This window comes from Formosa haliotis (assembly GCF_001685485.1).
Taxonomy (GTDB): domain Bacteria; phylum Bacteroidota; class Bacteroidia; order Flavobacteriales; family Flavobacteriaceae; genus Formosa; species Formosa haliotis.
In genome coordinates this window covers 1,228,609-1,243,903 of sequence record NZ_BDEL01000001.1, presented here as the reverse complement: position 1 = coordinate 1,243,903, position 15,295 = coordinate 1,228,609, and the positions used below count along the sequence as shown (strand labels likewise).

Annotated in this window: 8 protein-coding genes; all 8 read left to right on the top strand. The window is 39.2% G+C overall.

Annotation, left to right across the window (positions count from 1 at the left end):
• Positions 1-34 precede the first annotated feature (34 nt).
• The 8 genes from A9D35_RS05220 (at position 35) to A9D35_RS05185 (ending at position 15,275) form a co-directional block, all read left to right on the top strand.
• Entirely contained in the window at positions 35-1,564 is a 1,530-nt protein-coding gene (locus A9D35_RS05220) for a sulfatase-like hydrolase/transferase (RefSeq protein ID WP_218017727.1), read from the top strand.
• An 11-nt stretch (positions 1,565-1,575) separates the two neighbouring features.
• Complete coding sequence (locus A9D35_RS05215; protein WP_083191622.1) at positions 1,576-3,225, top strand: glycoside hydrolase family 172 protein; 1,650 nt, start codon at positions 1,576-1,578, stop codon at positions 3,223-3,225.
• Positions 3,226-3,246: 21 nt separating this feature from the next.
• Positions 3,247-4,644: a TIM-barrel domain-containing protein gene (locus A9D35_RS19440; protein WP_066219937.1), complete on the top strand. Its 1,398-nt coding sequence runs from the start codon at positions 3,247-3,249 to the stop codon at positions 4,642-4,644.
• Positions 4,641-5,876 carry a glycoside hydrolase family 31 protein gene (locus tag A9D35_RS19435; RefSeq protein WP_369692200.1) on the top strand — a complete coding sequence of 412 codons (1,236 nt, stop codon included), beginning with the start codon at positions 4,641-4,643 and terminating at the stop codon, positions 5,874-5,876. The genes A9D35_RS19440 and A9D35_RS19435 overlap by 4 nt, the downstream gene beginning before the upstream one ends.
• Positions 5,877-6,063: 187 nt before the next feature.
• On the top strand, positions 6,064-7,518 hold the full coding sequence (locus A9D35_RS05200) for a hypothetical protein (protein WP_066219932.1): 1,455 nt from the start codon (positions 6,064-6,066) through the stop codon (positions 7,516-7,518).
• A gap of 5 nt (positions 7,519-7,523) precedes the next feature.
• Complete coding sequence (locus tag A9D35_RS05195) at positions 7,524-11,048, top strand: COG1470 family protein (RefSeq protein ID WP_141675478.1); 3,525 nt, start codon at positions 7,524-7,526, stop codon at positions 11,046-11,048.
• Between the two features lie 15 nt (positions 11,049-11,063).
• On the top strand, positions 11,064-12,470 hold the full coding sequence (locus tag A9D35_RS05190; protein ID WP_066219927.1) for a right-handed parallel beta-helix repeat-containing protein: 1,407 nt from the start codon (positions 11,064-11,066) through the stop codon (positions 12,468-12,470).
• A gap of 45 nt (positions 12,471-12,515) precedes the next feature.
• Positions 12,516-15,275: a GH116 family glycosyl-hydrolase gene (locus A9D35_RS05185; protein WP_066219924.1), complete on the top strand. Its 2,760-nt coding sequence runs from the start codon at positions 12,516-12,518 to the stop codon at positions 15,273-15,275.
• Positions 15,276-15,295: the final 20 nt, after the last annotated feature.

Below are 15,295 nucleotides of genomic sequence, written 5' to 3'. Positions count from 1 at the left end.
ATTGAAAAACACATTAAGTTTTAGTTTCTTTTTTTTGTCGGTCATACTAGGGTATGCGCAGAGTGGTGGGCAAACACAAACGACTACTTCGACTTCGGAAGACCAAAAACCAAATATCATTTTTTTAATGACCGACGATCAGCGTTGGGATAATATGGGCTGTTACGGACGACCAGAATTTAATACACCCCATATCGATAAATTAGCGCAAGAAGGCGTTACTTTCGATAATGCCTTTTATGCCGTAGCCATTTGCATGCCTAGCCGGGTAACTATGATGACGGGGCGTTACAATTCTAATCACCGAGTGGGTTTTGTAGCGCCCGACGATTATACCTTGTCTCAAGCCGATTTTGATAAAAGTTATCCCGCCATCTTGAAAAAGGCTGGGTATCGAACTGGTTTTATAGGTAAGTTTGGTTTTACGGTAACTAAAGAGGCAGTGAGACCAAGTACACCCAAAGCGCATTTCTACAAGGATAATGTAGGTGATGTTTTCGATTTCTTTGCCGGTAGCGAAACCCGTGATGATAAAGGTTTTGTGTTCTGGCCCGAAAACGATGCTGCATTACAAGAAATATATAAAGCAGATAGAGAGAATTCCGGACGAACCTTACGAACAGGGGAGGCCATGTTACGATTTATAGACACTCAGCCTAAAGATAAACCGTTTTGTTTGTCGGTTAGTTTTTATGCCGTAAAGCACGATGCCAATAAGGATATGTATATGCCGCATTTTGAACAGTTTGAAAACAAGGACTTTTCGGTGCCTGATAATTATGTGGCAGGCGATAACGAACTGTTACCAGAGGTTGTAAAAGAAAATGCGAGAGGCGTGTATTTACACCGTCAGCGATCGGCAAAGCCAGAGCAATACCAGCGTTTGGTGCGTCGTTTTGCAACTCAAGGATATTCGGTAGACGATCAAGTAGGTAAGTTGATCGAAAAACTGAAAGAAAAAGACATGCTCGAAAATACCATCATCATTTATACTAGCGATAACGGCCGTTTTCAAGGATCTCACGGATTATTTGATAAATGTTTGTTGTACGACGAATCGGTTAAAGCACCATTGATTGTTTACGACGGACGCAAAGCCGAATCGCAACGCAAATATCGGGAACCAGCTTTGGTGTCTTCGGTAGATATGGCGCCAACCATTGTATCGCTAGCAGGCATAGAGCCTCCAAAAAGTATGCAAGGAAACAATATTACAGGCGTATTAAATCATACTCAAAATATGTCGCAATGGCGAGATGCCGTCTTTATGGAAGATTTGTTTTTGGTGGCTATGTTTAAAGAACGCTACCAAGACAATGTCGATGCTATAAATCAGGAATTAATTAAAACTAACAAATCCTATCGTGCACATGGGGTCCGTACCGAGCGTTGGAAATATTTTGTGTATTACGAGCATACACCTAGGATCGAGGAACTGTACGATATGGAGAAAGATCCGATGGAACAGCAAAATTTAGCCAACAATCCGGCGTACAACGATATTTTAAACACCTTGAGAACACGAACCGAAACCTTGTACCAAGAGGCTATTCAGAAAAACTAAACCGAAACCTTATGCGTAGTCCCTTATCAAAAAGATCGTATTCCTTATCCGTATTTTGTGTCTTGTTTACGGTGATGAGTTTTGCACAAAAGACTCCTGAAATAACGGTTGAAACCTTGCTTCAGGATATGGTAGACCGTGATGCTGTTGCTCGATTTCCTAAACACAATTTCAGACTCAAACAAGAAAGTAGCTATAACAGAGCTTCTAAAACCCCGAAAGATACCGTAGGGTGGTTTACAAATCACGATTATAACAGCAGTGATAAGGATCGTAATTTTATAAGAATAGAAGAAAAAAACGGTAAAAAATCTTGGGTGTTGATGGATTATACGGGACCAGGGGCTATCGTACGGACTTGGATGCCGTTTTTAAAATCGGATAAACCCGATACCGATATTCAAATTAAAATCTTTTTGGATGGTAACGACGAGCCTGTTTTTGAAGGCAATATGTTGGGCTTATTAGATGGTACTGGCGCCATTCCTTATCCTTTAGCCCACCAATCCATGCGTTCGGCAGTTTCTTTTTATCCTATTCCTTTTGCGAAGCGTTGTAAAATTACCACGGATGCGATGCCGTTCTTTTATCAATTCACCTATCGTGCTTACAATGATGAGGTATCGGTTAAAACACTTACCAAGGCAGATTTTAAAAATAGCCTGCCCCTAGTTAAACAGGTTGGGGAACGTTTATTAAAGCCTAAAGTAGCACATTTAGGAGAAGTTGTGTCGTTCACAGCTCAATTGGATTCCAATACAGAAAAGTCGGTAAGCTTACCAAAAGGCCATGCGGCTATTCGGGAATTGCGTTTAAAATTAGATAATTATCAAAATCCAGAAGTTACTCGGACCGTTGTTTTAAAAATTGAATGTGATGGCCAACAAACCGTATGGTGTCCTATTGGCGATTTTTTCGGAAGTGGCATCGGTTTAAATCCCTACCAAGGTTGGTATAGAACGGTAAGAGAAGATGGCACGATGACGTGTAGATGGGTTATGCCATACCAGAAGTCGGTTAAAATATCAGTCGTTAATTTGGGAGATGAATCTATTCAAGTGGATTTAAAAGCAACAGTAGGAGACTGGCAATGGGATGCTGAAAGCATGTATTTTAATGCTGCTTGGAAAGGACAATATCCGGTGCCAACACGGCCGTTTTCAGATTGGAATTACGTCACACTAAAAGGACGTGGCGTGTATGTAGGTGATGCGCTTACCATAATGAATCCAGTAAAAAAATGGTGGGGAGAAGGCGATGAACGCATTTGGGTAGACGGGGAAGATTTTCCTTCCATTTTTGGTACAGGAACCGAAGATTATTATGCGTATTCATGGGGTGGCGTAAGTACCGATTTTTACGAACACCCCTTTCATGCGCAACCTAAAAGCCATGTTTATAATAAGCTAAACAGAAAAACGACCCAAGAGCGAAACACACAGGGTTATAGTACAGAAACTAGAAGTAGAGCGCTAGATGTTATGCCTTTTGAACATAGTTTACAATTAGATATGGAAGTTTGGAGCGGCACCGATTGCGATATGGGGTATGGTGTAGGCGTGTATTGGTACGGTGATAAACAAACCACATCTAACAGATCTGCTAATGAAAAAGAAGTTTTAAACATACCACCTTTACCAGAAGGATTTCCAAAACAATAAATTAACGAAACCTAGCTAAAAATGACAAAACCAATTCAATTACTTTTATGCCTAATTATACTTAGTGTAGTAGTTAGCTGCCAATCGAAATTCAAAAATCAATTTGAAAAAAATGAGCATGGCCTAAGCATTCACAAAGACAGTATCCGTATTCAAGTTGAGGTTATAAACCCTTCCATAATTCACGTTAAAAAGATAAAGTTAGGCGACGAATCTTCTGCACTTCCAGATTATGTTACGGTTTTAAAACCTCAGAATGTGTCTTGGGAGCTAAAGGAATCCGAAGACCTGTTAACGTTGCGCACAGATTCCTTAGAGGTTACTATTTCTAGCGATGGCATTATAAGCTATTCAACGAAAGCGAATCGGGAGTTACTGTCAGAAACCGAAGAACTAACATATATTCAACCTGAAGGAGATCAGCATAAAGTGTCTCAAGGTTTTGTAGCAGGTGACGAAGCGTTGTATGGTTTAGGGCAGTTTCAAAGTGGTATTATGAATTGGAAACATGTACCCATCCGACTGCAACAATACAATCAAGAAATCGCTATTCCGTTTGTGGTGTCTACCAAAGGTTATGGTATTTATTGGCATAATTATAGTCTAACCGATTTTAATTCACCCCAACATGAAATTATATTTGAAGACATGAAGACTGTTACCGAATCAACTGATTCTGCTACGGTTGCTGTAGAAGGTGAAAAAGAAGATGTTGCGGCACATATTAAGAAATCGGATGCGGCAGAAAAAAATATCCGTGAAACCACATTCACGCCTACGAAAACAGGAGAATACACATTTTTAGCCCTAAGTGATCATGGCGGTCGCATGCGTGGCGAAATTAATGTGAGTATAGATGGCGATGCTGTAATTAATTATTCAACCATTTGGATGCCTCGCAGATATTCTGGTAAAAAACATTTAGAAGCCGGAAAAACGTATCAGGTGATATTTCAAAATTCCGGTGCTAAAATTCCTGGAAATTTGTATTACAACGAGCCAGATTATAACAAAACGGTGTTTAGTAGCACACAGGGTCAGGCGATAGATTATTATATGGTTCAGGGGGTAAATCCTGAAGCTGTAATTTCTCAATATCAGAAATTAACGGGAACCGCACCTTTATTTGCAAAAAGCGCTTATGGGTTTTGGCAATGTCGCGAGCGGTATCACAATCAGGAGGAATTATTAGTCAATGCACGGGAAATGCGTGAACGCCAAATTCCGTTTGATAATATTGTTCAAGACTGGTTTTATTGGCCAAAAGGCACGAAAGGGCCAGAGTGGGATCCCGCAAAATATCCAGATCCAGATGCTATGGTTTCAGATCTAAAAGCGTTAAACCTAAAACTCATGGTATCTGTTTGGCCAGAAGTGAAAAACGAAGCGTTAGAGAAAAAATACAATCTTAAAAAATAAAGAGTAGTAACTACATCGACATTTACGACGATGGGGTAAGCGAACGATTTTATCGTATGTTAAGCGACTCCATGTTTCATAAAGGTGTCAGTTCTATTTGGTTAGATGGGACAGAACCCGAAGGTGTAAACGATGCAACACAAATGACTGCCGTAGGGCGTTTTGAAGAAGTTCAAAATCCGTATTCCCTTCTCGTAACCAAAGCCATGTACGATGGTCGCCGCGAGGAATTTCCAAAAGAACGTGTGTTTAATTTAACGCGTTCAGCTTATGCTGGGCAGCAGCGTTATGGTGCAACGTCGTGGTCGGGCGATGTAGAAGCGTCTTGGGAACAGTTGGAGGAGCAAATTTCGGCGGGACTTAATTTTACCATGGCAGGAGTTCCGTACTGGACGCATGATATTGGTGGATTTTTTAGAGATTCAAAATCGATAAATCCAGAATTCGATAATCAATATACCAATCCGGAGTTTATTGAACTATTAACCCGTTGGTTTCAGTTTGGAACCTTTAGTCCAATCTTTAGAATTCATGGCTATGTTTCGGAAACAGAAATTTGGCGCTATAATGAAGCCTTTGAACGTACCGCCCGAAAATTTATCGATTTACGTTACCAACTGATGCCATACATTTATTCACAAGCCTGGCAAATCACAACCAATAGTAAGCAATTAATGAGTCCGTTGGCTTATCACTATCCAAATGATAACAAGACATGGGGAATTAAAGATCAGTTTTTATTTGGAGAATCTATTATGGTTGGCATCGTTACCGAATATAAACAACGTGAAAAAAACATGTATTTTCCAAAGGGAACTTGGTATAATTTCTGGACCAATGAAATGCTTAATGGCGGAGAACAGCATGCTGTAAAAGCCGATTTAGATGAAACACCACTTTTTGTTAAAGCAGGATCTATTATACCATTCGGGCCAAAAGTGCAGTACGCTACGCAAGAAACCAACGAGCCTATCACCATAAAAGTATATCCTGGAGCAGATGCGCAATTTACCTTGTATTTTGATGATAGCGAAACCTACGATTACGAAAAGGGTGCTTACTCGGAGATTCACTTAAATTATAGCGAAACTGAGAAAACACTTCAAATAAAAAAAGGACAGGATTCTTATATAGATTTTTCTGCAAACCCGATGAACTTTAAAGTTGAATTGATTGGTGGACAAATTCAAACCATTAGCTTTAATGGTGCAGAAACACAATTGAAATTATAAGAATTAAAATTAGTATTCTTTTTATTTTGGTGCAGGTGAAGTAACGGTTTTTCAAGCCTTTTGCTTCACCTTTTCTGTTTAGGGATATAATTTATAACGATTGAATCATAGTTTATATCGAATTCCCTAGCGCTTCTTTATTTTTATCTCTCAAAGCGTACGATAAAATTAAGCTTAAAATCAAACCATGACGACATTTAATTTTCAATTAAAATCAAAACAAATTCCGGCATTTTCAAAATTTGCAGTATTACTAAGTATAGCACTTTTTAGTGTTTCTAGCGTTCAATTAACAGCGCAAACTATGGTAAATTCATTACAAGCCTTAAAACCGTTTTTAAAGCAGAACAATGTACAAGTAAAGATGAAACCGGGTGTATATTCCATAACTGCAGAAGATGTTAAAAAGGGGCTGTTTTCCGATGAAACCATAATTAAAAATACGAGCAAGGTATTATTGCTTTTTGAAGGGAATAATAGTACTTACGATTTTACAGGAGTAACTATAAATGTAGATACAAAAGTGTTGCAAGCCTTTGGTAATTTTCAAATTCACGAATTACAAATCATAGGAAATAACAATGTGCTTAAAAATTTAACGCTTGCAGATGTCGGTTCGGTACACGATGCGCCAACACGTCGCGCCACCAATATTGTAATGGACGGGTCTCATAATAAAATTGAAGGATTTCATGTCACCACCAAAGGGTCTTTCCCGTATGGCTATGGCGATGCTTTTGGGAAAGGTGGGAAGTCGGTTATCCCGCATCGCAAGCACAGTGCGTGTTTGGTGCGTGGGGAATCTAATCACTTAAAAAATTCAAAGTTTATTCACAGAAGTTATGGGCATTGCATTTTTATGCAAGGCGCTAACAATCCGATTATAGAGGGCTGTGAAGTGGAAGGGGAAGTTCGAAAAACTGACGATATGTTGGCAGAAACTTCTGGACCTGCTTTCGATGTCGATTTTATGACCGTTTGGGGTTATAAACTTCCAAAAGGCTATATGCTAAGTACAGGAGAGGCCGGGATTCGAGCTTACGATGGCGGAGAAACCGTAATTGATGGTAAAAATTACAGACGTGGTACCTCTAATGTTACGGTGTTAAATTGCACTATAAAATACATGCGTACAGGGGTAACGATTGCTCATGCCACAGGAAAAAAATATGTTGAAGGTTGTGTTGCCAAAGGTTGTGAAAACGGATTTTCTTTAGGTTCTGGTGACGTCGTGAATTGTAAAGCCGATGTAACTTATGGCCCTGCTTACGCTTCAACCTACGAAAGCGATAAGGGGTATAATGCGGATATCACACTGATACCTTCCGAAGAACCTTATTATAATGGCTCTGGTGCTGTGGCTTATATTGGTGGTAGTGGGCATACTATTAGCCTTCAGGGTTCTAGCCAAGGGGTAGATCAAGGTCTACAAATTAAAGTGGGAGGCGATAAAAAGAACATCAGATTACTTCATGGGAACCTACCCAATCAAAATGATTTTAAAGGTTTCGATTTCGAACTTCATAATCTTACAACCTATCCGGTGTATTTATCAGATAAAAGCTCTGGAGTTTCAGGAGCATCTAAAGGTGAAATTACAGATTTAGGAACGGATAATACGATACAATACATTAAAAAATAATCGATTTGGAACATAAGAATTCACAGCAAAATCATTTAAATAGTTTACACCGTATCGTATGGTGTGTCGTATTGTTTTGTGTTCAGGTTGGTATTGCTCAAAATAAGGATTTAATTGGTAGCGCCGATTTTTCCGATTGGAAAGGGCTATCTAAAGTAACGAAGGACGTTGCTACGGTTGCAGCTAAGGATACCATTTCGTACACCTATTCCAATCAAAATAGAATATATTTTCCGGGGATCAGTCGACCGTTTTTAGGCGACGCGGCAGATTGGACAAACTACAAAGGGGTTGCTTTCGATGTATATTTTGAGAAAGAAACAGTAGCTCAAATTCAAGCGACCTTTAAAGTCGATTCTTTAGATTATGGCGATTTAAATCCGATAAGTAAAGCCCATGTAGAAATTGTTGGAAAAGGCTGGCAATCGGTTTATATACCTTGGGATGTGTTTGATGTGGATCTTGGGCAGCGTACCGCAACACTTTTTGCGGTAAAAGAGTTCTTACTGTCAATACAATCGGATACAAATAAGACGTATAAAATTAAAAATATTCGGGTGTCTAAAGGGAAAACCGCTTATTTAGAGGCTGAAATTCAAGGAAAATCAGCTTCAGTAGACACCGAAGTAACGTATGAATTTCAAGTCGGTAATACGACCAACACCCCACAAGCTATTCAGTTAACACTTCAAACTATGGGATGGGAATCCATGACCAGTAAACTGAATCCTAGAAAGATCTTTTTAGAACCAGGAGAAGTTAAAACTGCCGAATTAACCGTTTATATTCCCAAGCATTTACCAGAAGGGATCAGAGAGCATCAGGTGGTAAATGCTATTGCCAATGGGAAAGGTGAAGCGCTGTCTACCATAACGTTTACAACAGCTATACAGGTTCCTTTTCCAAATATTGTATTTACCAAAACGGGTTGGCAAAAGGTAAGAGACAAAGTAGAAAGGTATGATTGGGCCAAGGACGGTTTGCAAGAGTATGTAAACAAAGCCGAAAAATGGCAGGTGCCAAACGGAACAGATTTTACTAAGGCAACCGAACGTCCTTTAGGTCAGTCGGTTTTTCATACAGATGGGAGAGAAATTTATAATTGTGCTATTGCCTATCAATTAACCGGGAACGAAGCATACGCAGCAAAGTGTTTACAATTATTACGACGATTAATAGATCCAAAAACAGGATATCCAGCGACTTTGGTTGGGGGAAGTAATTCGTTTGTAGGCGAGGGTAAATTCTGGCAAGCTGTGGGAAGAATGTACGATTTAATTAGAAATAGCCCACAAGTTACAGCACAAGATAAAACCTTAACAGCGCAAACATTTAGATTATTTGTTAACCAAACTTTAAAAGGCAATACGAAAGGGGCTATTAGTAATTGGAATGTAGCCGAATTAACAGCGGCCTTTTATTGTGCTTTAAATTTACAAGATTGGCACTTAATCAATCAACTCTTAGAAGGACCAACAGGGATATACAAGCATCTCGAGCACGGTATTATGAGCGATGGTTGGTGGTACGAGTGTGCTGTTGGATACAATACTTGGGTTGCAACAGAATTTTCAGAAATTGCATTAGCCTTAGAACCTTGGGGCATTAATTTTAAAGATAGAACCTTCCCGATAGGGACTACAAAACACTTTTCATTACTATCTAGCAGACGACAAGGTGGCATTATGGGGATGGAATTTGAAAAATGGGGAAAAATTGAAAAAAACAGTGTTAAAATAAAAGACATGTGGGATGCTTCAATTCCGTTTATGGATTTTAGAGGCGTATTGTTAGCTGTAAACGACGCTGTTGAGGATAAGCTTTCGGGGAAATCATACGAGTTAGCATATTATTTGTATAAGGATCCAGAGTATGCAGCCATTATTAATAGAAGTGATAAACGAGACTTACTTTATGGGGTTCCAGATTTACCACAAGTGACTTCAGAAAAAATGAAAGTTTCGGCTTATGCAGATAATATGGGGATTGTGCAATTGAGGTCTCAAACAGCAGATAGAGAACAACCCGAACAAATTCAAGCAGCATTACATTACGGTTCTCACGGTGGTTATCATGGGCATTTCGACCGTACTAATTTGGTACACATGAGTAGGTATGGACGAAGTTTTTACGGTACGCTTATGTTTTGGTATGGCTACGGAAGTTATTTGTATAAATTTTGGAAACAAACCTCTATAAATAAAAATATGGTTGTCGTTGATCAAAAAATGCAACAACCAGTAGAAAATTCAAGATTGTTATTTCATTCAGGCGCTATGATGCAGGCGACGGTCATTGAAACCGATTCCAAATGGAGTCATCCACCTTACGGCGGAATCCCTAATAATAAGCAAACTTTTGCTGAAAAAATGTGGGCAGAAAGTAGAACGATAGATTTGCCAGAAACACAGCCCGAATTTGGTGAGGTTACAGCATATACAGAACCGGTATTACAACGTCGTGCCATGGTGGTTCTGGATGATTATATTGTATTAGCGGATTACTTAAAAGGAGACGAAGAACATGAGTTCGATTGGATGTTTCAAGCTAAAGGGTTTAAAAATATTACTTCCAATAAAACAACGTTTAATCGTCACACCAATCAAATGAATGCTAATCCGTTAAGTAGTGCTCAATTTATTACCGATTGTAATTGGTATGATGTAGAAGGGACTTCAAGAACACAATTTGAAATGTGTTGGGGAGATGGTTGCGATAATGAAGGTGTGCGCTTACCAAATAGTATAGATGGTCCTTTAAAAATTGATGTATTTAATGCCTGGCCTAAAAAAGCAGAGGTCATGATAGGAACTTCTACAGAAGGGTTTTATGTCAATAAAAAATTGTGGTATTCCGTTTTGGCTGATGAAAAAGAAGTGCTAAATGATAGTACAGGTGCCTGGATTTTAGGAAGTAAAAATGTTTCGGTTGATGTGTCAGGAAGTAGAAAGCTAAAACTAACCACAAAAACGCCAGGGAAAATTAGGAATAATACCATTTTTTTGGGAGACGCTAAAGTCATTTTAAAAGATGGTTCTAAAGTGAGTTTATCGACGTTACCGATGACCTACGACAATGTTTTAATTCCAGAAGTAAAAGGGAAAGATTATTATGGCGGACCTATAAAAATAGCCGGCGAACCTATGGATTATGCCACACCAGCTATGCCTAAAAATAACAAAGGATTGGCGACAATTACCGTAGATTTAAACGGATTAGATGTGGCACGTTTTGAAGCTAAAATAGGGGGCGATTTTCCGTTGGGTGATGAAGCGTCAAGATTAAAATCGATGGCGGTAAGGTCTAAAGGAAAACAAGCCAGATACCTTTCTGTAATAGAACCTTATGAGAAGGAGTCTTTAGTAAAATCTGTAGAAGCTAAAAACGAAAGTGAATTAACTGTTACTTTAACAGATGGTCGTGTACAAGAGCTTAAAATAGAAAATATAGACGCTGAAGATGGTAAGGTAAAAGTATCTGTAAAAGAATACAAAAACGGAAAGTTAGTTAGAGAAGAACAAACAAATTAAAACTTACAAGAACTTATGAAACGATATATTTTAGTACTACTCGCCGTTTTTTTGACGGGGTTTTCAAGTCAGGCGCAAGAAAAAAATAAAGAGCCTAAAGTTATAGAAGTACACACACTTAAGGATTTTAAAAGGTATATAAATCAGGATAACGTTCACGTAAAACTCAGTCCGGGTAATTATCAAATTGATGCTGCTGAAAAGATAAGATTCATTGAAATCACCAGTAATAATGCGTATTACGATTTAAGAGGTGCTCGGTTTATGGTAGATACTAAGTTATTTAGTCGTCCCGATTTAGTTAAAAGTGATGATGGTAATAGCATGTATTGCGCCATCGAAATTTCTGGAAATCACGTGACGTTGGAAGGATTATATATTGAAACGTATGGTGATACACCGGGACTTCAAAGTAAAAACAAGATGTTTAATATCGTTGGTGAACATGTGACTTTAAAGGATGTAGAAGTCCGAACCACAGGGTCTAATCCGTGGGGTTATGGCTATTTGTATGGTTTAGGTGGCGGCGATGTTCGTAAAATGAACGGTATTCGCGTAGGCTATCCTGCTAAAAATGTAAAATTATTGGGTTGCCAAGTGCATATGCGCGCCATGGGGCACGCTATCTTTTTACAAGGTGCGGAAAACACCCTGATCGAAAACTGCCAAGTCGATGGACTGTTACGAACCACAGATGCCATGTTGGCTGAAACTTCAGGTTATGGTTTCGATAAAAAGTTCTACGCGGCTAAAGGCAATTATATAGAAGGTACCATTGTGGCAGCAGATGGTAAAATATTACCAGGAGAAATCATTTCGCTCAGCGAAGATGGTATCCGTATGTATCCAGAATATAATGGACATAAAACCAAAAACACGACCATTAAAAATTGTACGGTAACCCAAATGCGAAGAGGGATTTGTACCGGTTTAAGCACGTCGGGAGATACCATTATTGATTGTGTGGTACGCGATTGTGTGGCTACAGGGTATAATATTGGGAATGGCGATACAGTAATAAATAGTAGTGCCGATGCTAAATATGGCGAGGCCTTTTGTATTCCGTATACCAATGCCAAAAATGCGAAAGTGGAGATGACGATTTTAGATAGCCGGAATGGATTAGCGAATACCTTATTGGCAAAAATAAATGGTACAGGTCACGATGTTGTTATTAAAACGGCAGACCCAAAATTTATTCCTGAAACTATGGCTATTAAATTATCGGTTTGGGAAGGCTATGGCAATTTTGATGAAAACGCGAAGATGCATGCTACAGATATTAAATTAGACAACCAAACTGAAACTGAGGTCATCAAATTTAAAGGTACCGAAAATGCAAAAATTAAAAGTGTAGGACCAGTACGTGCCGCCACCGAGGCTGAAAATATGGTAAATGATGCCAACCGTACTAAACGCTAAGGACGTTTGATAAAGTATTGATTGTAAAACAGAATTTTAAAAAATATGGCTAATAAGGATAATGAAAATAGTTGTTGCGCAGGTTCAGGCTGTTGTGAAACGAACCAGAATACAGATAACAGTCGTAGAAGTTTTATAAAAACGGTTAGTTTATCGGCTGCTATGTTAGCAATTAATCCTATTAAACTTATGGCAGGCCCTTTTAGTGAAACGGATTTCGATCATGTCATTCCTGCCGATAAAAAACTCACCAAAGCATGGATTGAAAGTTTGTATGCAAGAGGAGAGGCCATGCATGCCACGGGTCAAGATTTAAAATATATAGGTATGCCAATAAATGGTATTGGTACGGGGCAAATCTATTTAGGAGGCGATGGCCGACTATGGCGTTGGAATTTGGATGGGGAGCCGGATGACGTTTGGAAAGAAATGGGGTCTGGACATAAATATATGAAACCGGATACGCCTTACAGTCCAATAGACCAGGGGTTTGCCTTGCAAGTAGGGTCTGGTAAATCGAAACGGGTGTTTAGGTTAGATGCGAACGGTTTTCAAGATATTAAGTTTACCAATAAGTACCCTATGGGAGATGTGCAGTATGCTGATACCAATTGCCCTGTAACCGTGCACCTAGAAGCTTATACCCCTTTTATTCCGTTAAATCGAGATGATTCAAGTTATCCGGTAATCGTGATGCGATACACCATCGAAAATACATCTGAAGAAGAACAGGATATCGCTATTGGCGGATGGATAGAGAATTTCTCTAATTATAGAACAGGAAAAGAAAATAGTAACGGCGTTCGTTTAAGTCAGTATCAAGAATTAGAAGGACTATCGGTTGTAGAATGTTGGACCGAATCTTTAGATGATGACGGTGAAGACCACAAAATCCCGTTTCATCACGCCAACGATTTTGGCGCTGTAGCACTCGGGGTATTAGGCGAGGAGAAAGCCGATTTTGTAGATACCATGCGCTCTCAAGCTGGAGAAGTTAATCTGTTTACAGCCAATAAACCGAACAATAAAGCTAAACACATACAAAAACGCCCGTTCAACGATAAGGCCTATGCATCTTTAGGTCGTGAGTTTACATTAAAACCCGGAGCACGTAAAACCATTGCCTTTACACTATCATGGCGTTTTCCTAATGCCAGATATGTAGAAGGTTATGGAAAAACAGAATGGTCTAGAGATATCAATTATTATGCGACGCAATGGCCTAATGCCAGTACCTCTGCAAAGGTTGTCGCCTTAAAAGAAGACGAGCTTAGAAGTGAAACTCAAAAATGGGTAGAGACCTGGTACGATTCAACTTTGCCCTATTGGTTTTTAGAACGCACTTTTATTCCGATAGATTGTATGCAAACCCAATTAGCCAAACGCTTGGCGATGCAAAATAATAGATATGGCTTGGACGAAGGTGTGAGCTGTTGCGAAGGAAATTGTACACATGTTTGGCATTATGCCCAAGGGGTATCCCGCTTATTTCCTGTAATAGAACGCGAATGTCGCGAACAAGTAGATTTAGATTTAAGTTTAAAAGCCGATACAGGCGCGATGAATTTTCGCTGTTCTACCAAAGCATTTAAGGAGGCGCCAGATGGGCAATGTGGAACCATTTTAAGAGTGCTTCGCGAAAGCCAAATGACTACAGATTATACCTTCTTAAAAAGTGTTTGGGAACGTACCAAATTAACCATGGATTATGTGATAAAAACATGGGATGAGGATGAAGATGGGGTTATGACAGGGGCACAACACAACACACTAGATGGCAACTGGTTTGGTAAAGTACATTGGTTAACAAATATGTATATCGCAGCACTTAGAGCATCGGCGGTTATGGCCAAACAAATGAATGAAACCGCAGTAGCACAACGTTACGAAACGCTTGCTACAAAAGGAGCTGCCGCGATGGTAGATTTAATGTGGAAAGACGAGTTTAATTACTTTATTCATATTCCAGAATTAGAACCAGAAAAAACACGAGGTTCTACTACGGGGTGCCATATCGATCAAGTTCTTGGTGAGTTTTGGCTGTATAACGTCGGATTAGAGCCGCTGTTGCCAAGAGACAAGGCTCGGAAAGCTTTAGAGTCGCTATGGACCTATAATTTCGCTCCAAATGTTGGCGATTTCAGAAAAGAGCATCCTAAAGGACGTTGGTATGCTGCTGAAGGCGATGCGGGATTGGTAATGTGTACTTGGCCTTTTGGAAAAGAAAATGCACAAAAAACAAATTTCCATAAATATTATAATGAGTGCATGTCTGGATTTGAATGGCAGGTATCCGCACACATGATTTGGGAAGGTATGCTAGAAAAAGGATTGGCTATTGGTAAAGCCATTAGCGATCGTTATCAACCCAACCTTCGTAACCCTTATAACGAAGTAGAATGTGGTGATCATTACGCTAGAGCTTTAGCAAGTTATAGTGCTTTTATGGCGATGTGTGGTTATAAATATGATGGCCCAGAAGGGAAACTTGCTTTTGGACCGCGTATGCAACAAGATCATTTTAAAGCGGCATTTACAACTGCAGAAGGCTGGGGACAGTTTATTCAAAAAATTGAAAATGAAACGCTGATAGCAGAATTAAACCTGCGTTATGGAAACTTAAAATTACATGAATTTACCTTAGATAAAGTAAAAGGCATACAGGTAAATCGCGTGATTGTAACATTAAACGGGAAAAAGATAGATGCTGTTTTTAAAGCAGAACAAAATACCTATGTTATTCAATTCAAGAATGGGGTACGTATGGATTTGAATTCAAAATTAGAAATAAAGTACAGTGTATAAAATATAAATGTTTGCAGGGA

Coding starts and splice junctions, on each gene's coding strand:
- A9D35_RS05190 (WP_066219927.1), top strand. CDS start 11,064: ATGAAACGATATATTTTAGTACTACTCGCCGTTTTTTTGACGGGGTTT.
- A9D35_RS05215 (WP_083191622.1), top strand. CDS start 1,576: ATGCGTAGTCCCTTATCAAAAAGATCGTATTCCTTATCCGTATTTTGT.
- A9D35_RS19440 (WP_066219937.1), top strand. CDS start 3,247: ATGACAAAACCAATTCAATTACTTTTATGCCTAATTATACTTAGTGTA.
- A9D35_RS05185 (WP_066219924.1), top strand. CDS start 12,516: ATGGCTAATAAGGATAATGAAAATAGTTGTTGCGCAGGTTCAGGCTGT.
- A9D35_RS05200 (WP_066219932.1), top strand. CDS start 6,064: ATGACGACATTTAATTTTCAATTAAAATCAAAACAAATTCCGGCATTT.